The 13,276-nt window shown below is 63.9% G+C and carries 7 protein-coding genes; 6 read left to right on the top strand and 1 reads right to left on the bottom strand.

Annotation, left to right across the window (positions count from 1 at the left end):
• The first annotated feature begins 133 nt into the window (after positions 1–133).
• The 4 genes from ACXIZN_RS40950 (at position 134) to ACXIZN_RS40935 (ending at position 8,797) form a co-directional block, all read left to right on the top strand.
• Positions 134–3,646 carry a hypothetical protein gene (locus ACXIZN_RS40950; protein ID WP_457960095.1) on the top strand — a complete coding sequence of 1,171 codons (3,513 nt, stop codon included), beginning with the start codon at positions 134–136 and terminating at the stop codon, positions 3,644–3,646.
• Between the two features lie 251 nt (positions 3,647–3,897).
• Positions 3,898–4,308, top strand: a complete 411-nt coding sequence (locus ACXIZN_RS40945; RefSeq protein WP_457960094.1) for a hypothetical protein — start codon at positions 3,898–3,900, stop codon at positions 4,306–4,308.
• Between the two features lie 11 nt (positions 4,309–4,319).
• The gene (locus ACXIZN_RS40940; RefSeq protein WP_457960093.1) at positions 4,320–6,179 is read left to right on the top strand and encodes a tetratricopeptide repeat protein; all 1,860 of its coding nucleotides are present in this window, start codon (positions 4,320–4,322) and stop codon (positions 6,177–6,179) included.
• Between the two features lie 467 nt (positions 6,180–6,646).
• Entirely contained in the window at positions 6,647–8,797 is a 2,151-nt protein-coding gene (locus tag ACXIZN_RS40935; RefSeq protein ID WP_457960092.1) for an AAA family ATPase, read from the top strand.
• 284 nt (positions 8,798–9,081) lie between these two features.
• On the opposite strand, the gene ACXIZN_RS40930 is transcribed toward ACXIZN_RS40935, so the two are convergent.
• On the bottom strand, positions 9,082–10,386 hold the full coding sequence (locus tag ACXIZN_RS40930) for a pentapeptide repeat-containing protein (protein WP_457960091.1): 1,305 nt from the start codon (positions 10,384–10,386) through the stop codon (positions 9,082–9,084).
• A gap of 416 nt (positions 10,387–10,802) precedes the next feature.
• On the opposite strand from ACXIZN_RS40930, the gene ACXIZN_RS40925 reads away from it, so the two are divergent.
• Complete coding sequence (locus tag ACXIZN_RS40925) at positions 10,803–11,213, top strand: hypothetical protein (protein ID WP_457960090.1); 411 nt, start codon at positions 10,803–10,805, stop codon at positions 11,211–11,213.
• Positions 11,214–11,224: 11 nt separating this feature from the next.
• Positions 11,225–13,084, top strand: coding sequence for a tetratricopeptide repeat protein (locus ACXIZN_RS40920; RefSeq protein ID WP_457960089.1), 1,860 nt, complete (start codon positions 11,225–11,227; stop codon positions 13,082–13,084).
• Positions 13,085–13,276: the final 192 nt, after the last annotated feature.

Raw genomic sequence — 13,276 nt, 5'->3', positions numbered from 1 at the left:
AGATCGACTAACCGCCGCTGACGGCCGCCGAGTCGTGGTGATGCACGGTCGTGCGGGCTCGGGCAAGAGCACGGTCGCAGCCGAAGCTGTGCAGCAGCTGGTCCAAGCTGGATGGACTGCCGCGGTCGTGCGCATGGACGCGATCGACAAGGTGTGCCGGAGTGCCACCGCATTAGGACACGCAGCGGAACTGAGCTCGTCCCCGGTCAATGCACTGGCGTCGGCTGCCGACGGCCAGCAAACGGTTCTGCTCGTTGACCAGCTCGATGCCGTAAGCACCTATAGCGGCCGCATGCCCGACAGTTACGAGGCTGTCACCGAAGTGGTCGAGCAAGCCGGCATACACGCGCGAATGAAGATCATCCTGGTCGTGCGTACAGTCGATCTGTCGGCCGACCCGCGGATGCGGTCATTGCTCGCCAATAAGGACGACGTCGAGCAGATCGAACTCGGTGACCTCGACGCGGCGGCCGTGCATGACGCTCTCGACGGTTTCGGTGTCGAACCGGCCTCGCTGACGCCGGACACGCTGAACTTGTTGCGGGTCCCTCTGCACCTGGCGGTGTTTTTCCACTTAGCGCCCGAGTCACGCGAGCTGTCGTATCGGACACTCCCTGACCTCTATCAGCAGTTCACACAGCAGCTCCGCCGACAGGTCGAGGACGACCTCGGGTCCGCCGGCTGGCACGGGGCGATCGCACCCCTCGTGACCTATATGAGCGAACACGAAACCTTGCACGCACCGTGCACCCTCCTCGAGCGTCTTCCGGGACGCGCACACCAATCACTGGTTTCCGCGGGGATCGTTCGTGACGACGGCGCCACAGTTCAGTTCTTTCACGAGACGTACTTCGACTATTTGTTCGCGAAAGAGTTCGTCGCCGACGGCCTAGATCTGCTCGACTTTGTACTACGTTCCGGCCAGCAACTGTTCCGTCGAGCTCAGCTACGGCAGATCCTCGAGCACCTCATCGGGGTGGATCGACGACGGTTCCGGGCGGACGCGATCCGGCTTTTGGCCAGTGACTCAGTGCGGTCGAACCTTCTCGACGTCGTGATCGGTGTGCTCAGCACCCTGCCAGCATCCGCAGATGACTGGCGAGCAGTTGAATCACTCGCGTTCGGAGGATCGCGGCGTAGCGGGCGTCTACTTGGTTTGCTGGCGACGCCTGTGTGGTTCGACGCTGCTGACTCGGCCAGCCGGTGGGAGCCGCTGCTGACAGACCCAGTGACGGCCAACCCAACCGCCAACGTACTGATCAGAGCCGGCAGGGAACGCGGGGAACGAATTACTGAGCTGGTCCAACCCTTCGTTGGCAGCTCCGACGAGTGGAACTGGCGTCTTCGATCCATGATCGAGTGGTGCCTGTCTCCCGGGCTGGTCGACCTCACAGTCGACCTTCTCCACCGCGGCCTACTCGACGGCGCTCGCGGCCCCATCGCAGTCAACAGCAATTTCTGGTCGATCGTCGGCGGATTGAAAACCGAAGACCCCGCCGGAGCGGCCAGAGTCGTCGGCGCCTACCTCAACCGAGCTCGAGACCGAGCACAGGCAGACGGCACCAACGACCCGTTCCAGGGCTACATCGACGAGTCCGGAGGTGCTGGTGGCGGAACGACGATCATCGAGATCGCCGAGGCAGCGCCCCGACAGTACCTGGACCACGTACTGCCCTTCGTCATCGCAGTACTGGCCGACACCGCCACCGGCGACGACGACGACGACCAGCTGAAAGATGGCGGCCCGTGGGCATACCGGATCTACGGCTCGCAGCAAGTCGATGACGCCGTCCTCGACGGCGTCGATATCGCCCTGCGCGCGACCGCATCCGAACTCTGGAACGGGCCGAGCACCGTCATCAACGAACTGTGCAACAGCGACTACGAGGTCGCGCGATTCCTCGCATGCCGAACTTATGCTGCCCTAGCCGACCAAGCGGCAGACGAAGCCATCGACTGGCTGCTATCGGACTACCGAAACCTGAAGCTCGGCTGGCAAGGCAGTCGAGCCTGGGCATCACGCGAGCTTATCGAAGCAACGACACGACACTGTAGTGACGACCAATTCGATGCTCTGTGCACCTACCTACTCGCGTACTACCCCGCGTGGGAAAGAAAGCCCAATCGAGGCGAAGACCGGGGGTACAGCCAGAACGCACTCCTGTCGGCTCTACCCGGCAGCCGCCTGTCGCCCGCCGTCAAACGAAGGCTCGGCGAACTCGAACGCAAATTTCCCAACGTAACCCCGCAGCCACCTGAGCCCATGGAATGTCACACCGTCGGCTCACCTGTGCCCGAAGAAGCTGGCGAACACATGACCAACCAGGACTGGTCCCGGGCCATCACCAAATACGGGACAGACGAAGAGAAACCCCGCCCAAAATTTGAGATTGGCGGTTCGCGGGAACTTGCTGAAGTGCTCGGTCGGCGCGCCGCGATCGAGCCACAACGCTTCACTGAACTCGCCTTGACCTTTGACGAACAGACACCGGCATCCAACTTCATCGCTGTCATCAACGCTGTGACCGGCAAGGTTTCCACCACAAAACTGACGGAACTGTGTGAACACGCGCAGCGAGTCGCAGGGGAAGCAGCCGGGCAGACCATATGCCGGGCGATCGCGAACTCCGCTGACGAAGCCACAGACGCGATGGTGGGCTTGCTCGAGCACTACTCTCGAGCAGCCGACCCTGCGGCTGAACTCTCCTTCCGCCGAGCTGACGGCGAACTCGACCTAGCAACGCAAGGGATGAACTCCACCCGAGGAGTAGCCGCTACCGCGATCGGTCAGATTCTCTTCGCGAACGACGCGCACGCACTGCGGCTACTCCCGGTCGTGACGGATCTCACGCAAGACCCGATCCTGTCAGTACGCGCAGAAGCCACCCGCCCACTGCTGGCACTATTCAATAGCCACCTGGAGCAAGCACTCGACATCGCCGACAGCCTGTTCGCCACCAGCGCCATCGAGATCCACCACTCAAAAGCCGCCAACAGACTGCTGAAGTACGCACTCCGTGATGCAGGTACCCGCTTCGCTCGGCACCTCAATCGCGCGCTAGAAGCAGATCACCACATTGCAGTGCGCGCGGGCCGCATCTGGGCACAGCTATGGCTGACAAATCTGCTGCCCGAGGCATGCCCGACCGACGTCATCGACTTGCCTTCCCCTGCCCGGCAAGGGGCCGCACAAACTCTCGCCAGAGCGCCACATCTCGCCCTCGACGTACTCATCAAACTCCTCGATGACGAGGACGCAGAGGCCCGCAAGGCCGCGGCAGCAGCGATCCGAGCCCTGGACGAGCCGGACTCGGCAATGATCCGTGAACGCCTCGTGGCCGCATACACATTCAGCCAAGCCTTCCCAGACACCTACGGCGAACTCTTCCACGCACTCGAATGCAGCAACAAACTGCTGCCCTCGACAACAATCGACGCCTGCGAACGCGCCGTCGAACACGCTGGCGGCGACCTCGGCGACCTCAGCAAAGCCAGTGCCGCAACCAGTCGGGACATCGTCACGGTAGTACTCCGACTCTATCGGCAAGGTGACGAACCGATGCGCGAGAGATGTCTCGATGTCATAGACCAGCTGGCTGATGTCGGAGCATACGGACTGCCAGAGGCCATACAGCATGAGCGTTGACGTCGCCGTGGTCAAACACATTGGGCCTCACACTCCGCGAGAAGACCCAATCACACGCTGCTGAGATCACCCCTTTGACTGCTATGGAGGGACCGATGACGGACGAGACACCAACCAGCCGCTTGGCGCACAACGCCTTAGGCTGCCGAGTGGACGTTGGCGATACGGGTGGTTCGGTGTGGCTTGTAGCGGTTTAGTCGATTCGGTCGATACTGGTAACTGACGATCCGGGTCCAGACGAGAGGGTTTGCGTGATCGAGTCGGTGGAGCTGGTGGTGGCCGCGCTCGCGGCTGGTGCTGCGGCAGGTACGGGTGAGACAGCGTCCACGGGAGTCAAAAACACCTATACCGGGGTGAAGACACTGGTTGCGCGTGCACTGCGTCGCACGAAGGCCGTGTCGGCCGAGGTTGTGGAACTGGTGGAAGCCGACGCGGTCACGCTGACCGAGGACGAGCCCAGGACCGCGGGACACCGTGAGCTCACCGCCGCGTTGACCGCAGCCGACGTCGGAGCAGACGAAGAGCTGATAGCCGCGGCGCTGAAGGTGCTGGAGCTGACCGACCCCGACGGGACCCACGCGGGCAAGTACCGGGTCCTGCTGAACGGCAACAAGGGCGTGCAGGTAGGCGATCACAACACCCAGACCAACACCTTCCACTGAACCGGCCCTCGATGACCACCAACCCGCCGCCCCCGGAACCTCCCGACCCCGTCGGGTCGGCGCCGCCTGTGCTTGCGGTGAACAACAGCCGCGGCGTGCAGGCCGGCGACAACAACACCCAACACAACTACACCGTCACGCAGGCCCCGCTGCCCGCAATCGAGTCGGTACATGCGGTGCCGGACCTGTCCCGGATCCCTCTCGACACAGCGCTGTTCCTCGGCCGCTCCGATGAGCTGGACCAGCTCGACAAGGTGCTGAACAAGTCAAGGCGAGCAACGGTGATCGCGGTGCATGGCCTGGGCGGGGTGGGCAAGAGCACGCTGGCGGCCCGGTTCGCACAGCTGCACGCCGACCGATTCGGATTCCGGTGGTGGATCACCGCAGACTCCCCCACGGCTCTCGACACCGGCCTCGCCGAACTCGCCGAAACCCTCCAGCCCGCCACCCGAGAACTCTCCGTGGAGCAGCGCAGTGCCCTGGGGGTGCGGTGGCTGGCGACCCACGAGAACTGGCTACTGGTGCTGGACAACGTAACCACTCCACAGGATGTGGCGGGTATGTTGGAGCGGGTGCGGACCGGCACGATAGTGATCACCAGTCGTCAGCGATCGGGATGGCAGGCGATAGAGACGGTGCCGCTGGACGTGCTCACCGACAACGAGGCCGTGCGGTTGCTGGCGCGGATCGTGCAGTCGGACTGGCCCGAAGCGGACCTGGCCGGCGCGGAACGGTTGTGCGGCGAGCTGGGATGGCTGCCGCTGGCCGTCGAGCAAGCCGGGGCCTACCTGGCCCAGACCCGCACCAGCCCGGCCGCATACCTAGAATTGCTGGCACAGTTTCCGGTCCGGATGTTCACCGCCACGGCGGAGGGCGGTGACGCGCAACGGACCATGGCGCGGGTTTGGCACGTCACCCTCGACCGCCTGGCCGACACCCCGGCCGCGGGGCTGGTGCTGCGGCAACTGGCCTGGTATGCGCCGGACAGGATTCCGCGGGCCCTGCTGGCTGGTGGCGTTGGGGAACCGGAGCTGTCTGAGGCGTTGGGCCGCCTAGCCGCCTATAGCATGATCACCCTCACTGGGGACACCGTCGCCGTGCACCGCCTGGTACAGGCAGTCACGCGCACATCCGATCCGAACGACCCGCACCGACAACCCGCCGACATCGCCACCGCCCGCGACAGCACCACGACCACTCTGGCGAACGCCCTCACCGATCTGGATGCGCGCAGTCCCATGGACTGGCCTGCCTATCGAATTGTCCTGCCCCATGCGCGAGCGCTGCTGAAACACACCACTCACGACACTGACACCACGCAGACCAGCCACTTGCTCAACCAGCTAGGCAGTTGCCTCGCTGGGCAGGGCGATGTCAGTACCGCTATTAGCTACTACACCCGCGCCTGCGACAGTTACCAACGCCTCAACGGCCCCGACCACCCCCACACGCTGAACTCGCGCAACAACCTCGCCTCCGCCTACTGGTCGGCGGGTGATCTGAGCAGGGCGATCCCGCTGTTCGAGGCCAACCTCACCGACCGAGAGTGGGTACTGGGCCCCGACCACCCCGACACCCTGCTCTCGCGCAACAACCTGGCGACCGCCTACCGATCAGTGGGTGATCTGAGCAGGGCGATCCCGCTGTTCGAGGCCAACCTCACCGATCGGAAGTGGGTGCTAGGCCCCAACCACCCCGACACCCTGCTCTCGCGCTACGAGTTGGCCTACGCCTACGAGTCCGTGGGTGACCTGAACAGGGCGATCCCGCTCTACGAGGTGACCCTCGCCGACAGCGAGCGAGTGCTAGGACCTGACCACCCCACAACCCAGATCACCCGTTCGAACCTACACAGAGCGCGAACGCCATGAATATGCCTTTGTGCCCGCGCCACGGAACCGCCGGACGGGTGGCGCCGTCCGCTCATCGGCAGAGGATGTCGTGGCCGCACGATTGGCAGCATGTACGGAGTAACTGTGCAGGTCGCATAAGGGGCCGCTGTGACGACTAAGCGCGTCTAATCGACTATGTTGGTATGTCCTGCCGCAGACGGACCGGGGTCGTGGTCGCTCGGATCACGACCCCACAGGACAGTGCCCCCGCGCACCGCCACAGAAGGCCAAGCTAGTTGAGAAATACTTCGAAACCACCAGCAGAGCTCACTGCGCACCTGACAAACGCGGCAGATGCTCTTCGGCTGCTCTGCACAGCGAGGGAACGGGCAGACCGGAACTTCACCAGGTTCGCCGCAAAATGGGAGGATCGCTCGACGAGTTCGCTCATTCAGAAGGCACGTGGCAGGTCACTCCCGCGCGCTGACCGGATCCGGGCGTACTTCTTGGCGGTACGGCGCCTGGCCGACGACGCTTCGGAGACCCTCGACCACAAGCCGCTACGAATTGCTCTGCAGCAGGTGTTTTTCGGCGCGACCATGATCATGCTGTCCGGTCAGCTGACAGCGGGCCAGCGAATGGCAGCAGCGTTCGTGGCGGTAGAGGTGTCGCGTCGGGTCCGGTGCCCGCCGAGCCTCCGCAACTCAGCTCGGGACTTCCTGACCGAGCAGGAGGATCGTCGGGTGCGACCCGACTTCCACGGCGTACTGGCGAACGCAACACCTGAACGCATACAGGGTCTTGTCCACACAGTTGCGCGCGGCCTTTACGACATTGAGCTACCACCGCAGACTTGGGAAGATCCCCGGTCGGCCGCAGACCTGCTTGCCGAGGCCGCAAACCGGCAAGTCTCCGACGCTGTCGAATCCGGCGACGAAGCTCCCGAGTACGACCTGAGCGAGAGCACCCTGCGGCTGCGCTCGGTCGATCTAAGTGGTTTCCGAGGTTCTCCGAGACGAGTGGAGGTCAAGTTCGAGCAAGGTGGAACTGTCACGTCCGCAATCCTCTTCGGCGAGAACGGAGTGGGGAAGTCGACCATCGTTGATGGCATCGAGTTTGCTTTACAGGGCAGAATCGGCAGGTCATCGAACTTTGAGTCGCCTGTGAGCTCGTCGGTCACATCATTCGCCAAGGACAGCAGCCCCCAGGTGATCGCTGCGCTGTCCGACGGGAGACAGATAGTTCGGCGGGTCACTAGGGCATCGGCCGGGTATCTTGTCGCCGAGCCGAAGACTGTCTCAACTGGGTTTCGACTGGCGCCGATAACCCTAAACCGTCACGACATCCTGCGATTCCTCGACACCGACGCAATGGAACGCGGTTCATTGCTGCTGGACTACTTCCCGAGCGAGGCTGGCAAGTTAGCTAGCCGACCTCAAGACGAGATCCATCGACTGACCGCCGACCAAGCCGAACTGCGCATCCGTCGTACGAGCGGAGCGAGCAGGCTGGCCGAGATTCTGGGCTGCGGCCCGCTCGATCTCGCGGACCGCAACAGCTTCCTCAGAACCGTTCGTAATACCCTTATGGGAGGCATGACCTGGAAAGCTTTCGAAGAGCAACAGGGATGGGACGAAGTTGATCCGGCCACCAAAGCGGCCGCGCAGGAACTTGCTGGGATCTACAACGAACTTACGGCCATCAAGAAGCGCATAGAGGCCGCAGGTAACGTATTGAACCCGGTCGCCCACGAGAGACAGACACGGATCCTGCGACCGATTCTGGCGGGCATCGGCTCCGACCTGTCTCAGGCGTTTAACCGGATCGCGCAGGGATACCCAGTCGAACGGGTCGACGTCGTGTTTGCCGAGTCGGGGCCGCTATCGCTCGACGTTGTTGTGCGGCTGCACAACGGGCGCAACTGCTTCCCTCAGCAGCTGTTCTCAGAGGCATATAAGGATCTCATCGCCTTGCTGTTTTTCACCTCGGTCGACAAGAAAGCTGCCGAGCGCGGTCAAGCCAAGATTCTCATTTTGGATGATGTCTTGCAGAGCGTCGATGCCGCTGTGCGCCATGCGTTCATGACCTACGTGCTCGAATTTTTCGCTGACTGGCAGCTCATCATTACCGCGCACGACCGTCTCTGGCGCGATCAGTTGCGGGATCTGTTCGGCGCCCATGATCACGCGGTGCTTGGACTCGAAATTCGCGACTGGGAATTCGACACCGGTCCAGTGTTTGATCCACCCGCGGCGGACCGGTTAAAGAAGGACCTTCTACTTATGATCGATGCGGGCGAGCCTCGGTCGATCGCCGCTGCGGCTGGACAGCTTTTAGAGCTCAGCTGCGACCGCCTCACTCTCAGCATGCGACTGGAGATCCCAAGGCAGGAGAAGTACACACTTGCCGACCTCTGGGCGGTGGTGCGCACGCGGCTGGCTGACACCGCGGCCGAGCCAGCGGTGCAGCGAGTGGCGGCTCACAAGCTCCTGCGCAACCTCACCGTGCACCCTGACCCGCGGTCGTGGGATCTAACGAAGGCGGATGCACGGGCCTTCGCCAGGGCCGTGCTCGACCTCGTTGACCACATTCGGTGCGCGTCATGTGGGTGGCTGCCGAAAAAAGGCACCTGCAAATGCGGCGCGGTCCAGCTGTGAACGTAAACAAGTCTAAGCCAGGCGTCAGCTAAAAACGGGAACTGAAAACCATCACCAAAACTGCGAGCACCCTGACACAACGCTCGTCAGCCGATGTCATCGGGCGCAATCCGGCCTCGACATGCATAGGCCACTAGGGCTGTTGCGAAGGCTCATCGTGAATGGCTTCACCAGGCCAGCGAGATCGGGAAAGTGCCGGTCACCGACAGAGACTCCGGCATTAGCTAAAGGCTGTCACCCTGGAAAGACTCAACGCGCTTCCCCAGGAGACGTCTGGTGCTGCATCACGATGGCGTAGCAAGCTCGAGAAGGTGCCATTTCCCGTCCAGGTTCGGTTGGGAGTAGACCTCCGATGATCGCTCCCATCCTGGGGGCCAGGCGTCCCGCGAGTCGGGATGGTCGAGGACGTGAGCTGCGCTCAACGACACGTCAGCAGCGAAATCGGCGTAAGCGAACTCGGCTGGCCCGGAAAACCGTGCGCCGGTGAAATCCGCCGCCCCTGCGAAGGTCGAGCGACCGAACCAAACGCTGGCAAAACGCGCTCTGCCGAACCTCGCCTCGCCCATGAACGTCGCACCTCCCTCGGTCGTGTAAACAGTTTCAGACCACAGTTCCTTGCTGCGATCGGCTTCGGCGAAGCCGGCGGCTTGCTTGAAGGAGGCAGAGGAGAAGTCGGCTAGCTGACTGAACACGGCTCCGGTGAATACTGCGCCGCTCTCGAAATCAGCGTACGTAAAGAGCGCCTCGTGTTCGAAGATGACGCCGCGGAAGAGGGCGACGTGAGTGAACAAAGCTGCCTCAAACAACACGCCGTCGGTGAACCGGGCACCGGTGAACACGGTGGATAGCTTGAATGTAGTCTCTCTGAAGGATGCCTTGCCGTAGAAGGTCGCGTTGCGGAACGTTGCGGAGCGCACCTCGGCGTTTTGTAGAACGAAATTGATTAGCGCCGCGCCTGCCAGGTTGAGGTCGATCCTTCCCCAGAAGGACCCGGTCGGGTCGTCGTCAAGTCCGTCGGGGTCGAGGTGATTGGCCAGGATGGTCTGCGCGGTGAGTCGTACTTCGCGTTCCTGCTCTTGGTCTCGGCGCGTGTCGCCAGCACCTGACGAGGTCGAGACGCTGGACGGGGTATAGGGCATCCGCAGGTACGCGCACAGAACGTTGACCACGGTCTGGCGATGACGTGCGTTGTCGTGGGCTAGCCGTTCGAGCGCGTAGAGGCCGCCGAGCCGTACCGGTGCCTTGTCGGAGCCGAGTTGTTCGACGGACACCGAGTACAAGTCGGTCACGCGGCGTGCCTCTGCGTCGAAGCGGGTGTGGTCGAGTACATGCTGCTGGAGTTCATACGCGCGAGCCACGTCGGCTTGGTCGCGCTCTTTTTGCACGAGAGCGACTTCGGTGGCGTTTTGACGACGCCAGGCCAGGTAGAGAGCGAAGAGCCCACCTCCGCCCAAACCGATGCTCAAACCCGTGCGGAGCGCGTCGAACCGAGCAGTAACCAATTCTGGTCCAATCAGGCCAGCGGTGCCTGCCCACCACAGGCCGATCACGGTACCTACAGTGGCGATGCCGACACCGATCGCGACCACCGCAATCACTCTGCCCGGCACCGGCCGCAACGGTGGCCGAGGCGAAGACGGCATGGGTATCGGCCCCTGCGGCGAAGACGCCGCCGATTGCTCCGGGACGCCCGGGTTGCTAGTAATCATAGATGGCATCTTGCCTACCCAGGCGCCGACATAGCGGCATCTGAGCCGAATCCCGAGGGTGGGTGTCAGTTATTGGCTGTGGCGATCGTGACCGCTAGAGCGCTCCTCGGCTGATGTGGTGAGCCTGGCGGCTGTGGCTACCGGGCAGCGTGGCCGGTCCAGCCGCCTACCTGAAGGGTCCTCACAGCGGCATGAGCGGACGTTAGGGATGCGGGTGGTCCGGTTGTGTTTGTAGCGGTTTTGTCGGTTCGGTCGATACTGGTAGCTGACAGTCCGGGCTAGACGAGGGGGTTTGTGTGATCGAGTCGGTGGAGCTGGTGGTGGCTGCGCTGGCGGCTGGTGCTGCGGCGGGTGCGGGTGAGACGGCGTCCTCGGCAGTCAAGGATGCCTACACCGGGTTGAAGACACTGGCTGCACGCGCGCTGCGCCGCACGAAGGCAGCGCCGGCCGAGGTTATGGAACTGGTGGAAGCCGATGCGGTCACGCTGACCGAGAACGAAAGCGACACCGTGGGGCGGCGTGAGCTCACCGCTGCGCTGACCGCAGTCGGCGCCGGGGACGACCAAGAACTGGTGGCCGCGGCGCTGAAGGTGCTGGAGCTGACCGACCCTGAGGGGGCCCAGGCGGGCAAGTACCGGGTCCTGTTGCATGGCAACAAGGGCGTGCAGGTGGGTGACCACAACACCCAAACCAACACCTTCCACTGACACGGCTCCCGATGCCCACAAGCCCGCCGTCCCCGGATCCTCCCGACCCCGTCGGCGTGGCGCCGCCCGTGCACGCGGTGAACAACAGCCGGGGTGTGCAGGTCGGCGACAACAACACCCAGCACATCTACACCGTTACGCAGGCTCCGTTGCCCGCGATCGAGTCGGTGCTTGCGGTGCCGGGGCTGTCCCGGATTCCTTTCGACACGGCATTGTTCGTGGGCCGTACTGATGAGCTGGACCGGCTCGACGAGGTGCTGAGCGAGTCCGGGCGGGCGACGGTGGTCGCGGTGCACGGTCTGGGCGGGGTGGGCAAAAGCACGCTCGCGGCCCGATTCGCACACCTGTACGCAGGCCGGTTCGGGTTCCGGTGGTGGATCACCGCGGAATCTCCGGCCGCGATCGACACCGGTCTCGCTGAGCTTGCCGAAGCCCTCCAGCCTGCCACCGGAGAGCTTCCCGTGGAGCAGCGCAGTGCGCTGGGGGTGCGGTGGCTGGCGACGCATGACGACTGGCTGCTGGTACTGGACAATGTGACCAGTCCACGGGATGTGGCGGGGTTGCTGGGGAGGGTGCGGACGGGCACGGTGGTGATCACCAGTCGTCAGCGTTCGGGGTGGCGGGCGGCGGAGACGGTGCCACTGGACGTGCTCGCCGACGACGAGGCAGAGCGGTTGCTGACCCGGATCGTGCGCTCGGACTGGCACGACGCGGACCTGACCGGCGCGGACCGGTTGTGCAGGGAGCTGGGGTGGCTGCCGCTCGCGGTCGAGCAGGCAGGCGCCTATCTCGCGCAGACCCGCACCAGCCCTACCGCCTATCTCGAGTTGCTGGCACGGTTTCCGGCGCGGGCGTTCACCGCGACGGCGGAGAGCGGTGACGCACAACGGACAATGGCCAGGGTCTGGCACGTCACCCTCGACCACCTGGCCGGCACCCCGGCCGCGGGCCAGGTACTGAGGCAGCTGGCCTGGTACGCCCCAGACGGAATCCCCCGCGACCTGCTGGCCGGTGCAGTGGGGGAACCGGAGCTGTCCGAGGCGCTGGGCCGCCTGGCCGCCTACAGCATGATCACCCTCACCGGAAACACCGTCGCCGTGCACCGCCTGGTTCAAGCGGTCACCCGCACCCCCGACCTGGCCGACCCGCACCGGCAGCCCGCCGACATCGCCACTGCCCGCAACAGCACCGCGACCATTCTGGCGACCGCTCTCTCCACGCTGGACCCACTGACTCCCGCGGGCTGGCCTGTCTATCGGAAGGCCCTGCCCCATGCGCGGACTCTGCTGGAACACGCCAGCCCCGACACCGACACCACGCAGACCAGCCTCCTGCTCAACGAGCTGGGCCGCTACCTCAAAGGACAGGGCGACGTCGGCACCGCCATTAGCTACTACACACGCGCCCGCGACAGCTACCAACGCCTCAACGGACCCGACCACCCCTACACGCTGACCTCGCGCAACAACCTGGCCCTCGCCTATGAGTCGGTGGGCGACCTCGGCCGGGCGATCCCGCTGCACGAGGCAACTCTCGCCGATCGGAAGCGGGTACTAGGACCCGACCACCCCGACACACTGACCTCGCGCAACAACCTGGCCCTCGCCTATGAGTCGGTGGGCGACCTCGGCCGGGCGATCCCGCTGCACGAGGCAACTCTCGCCGACCGGAAGCGGGTACTAGGACCCGGCCATCCCGACACACTGAACTCACGCAACAACCTGGCCTACGCCTACGAGGCTGCGGGTGATCTGGGCCGAGCGATCCCGCTGTACGAGACCGCCCTCACCGACAGCGAGCGGCTCCTGGGGCTTAACCACCCTACGACCTTGATCATCCGCTCAAACCTCGACAGAGCGCGAACGACCTGAACCGCCACCGTGCGGCCGTCACAAACCCGGCGGACCTCGACACCGAACGTCCGCTCATCGGCACGAGAGCGCGTGACCGATAGTCGCCACCAGACAGGGAGTTAGCCGGATGGCCGCACGTCCGACTGTCCAACGCGGGGTTTACCTCCAGGCAGCGCCATGCCACCAACTTCCGAAACAGCTGAGCGTCCG

It is taken from the genome of Amycolatopsis sp. TRM77291 (assembly GCF_054166285.1).
This window is presented reverse-complemented; position numbering and strand designations above follow the sequence as displayed.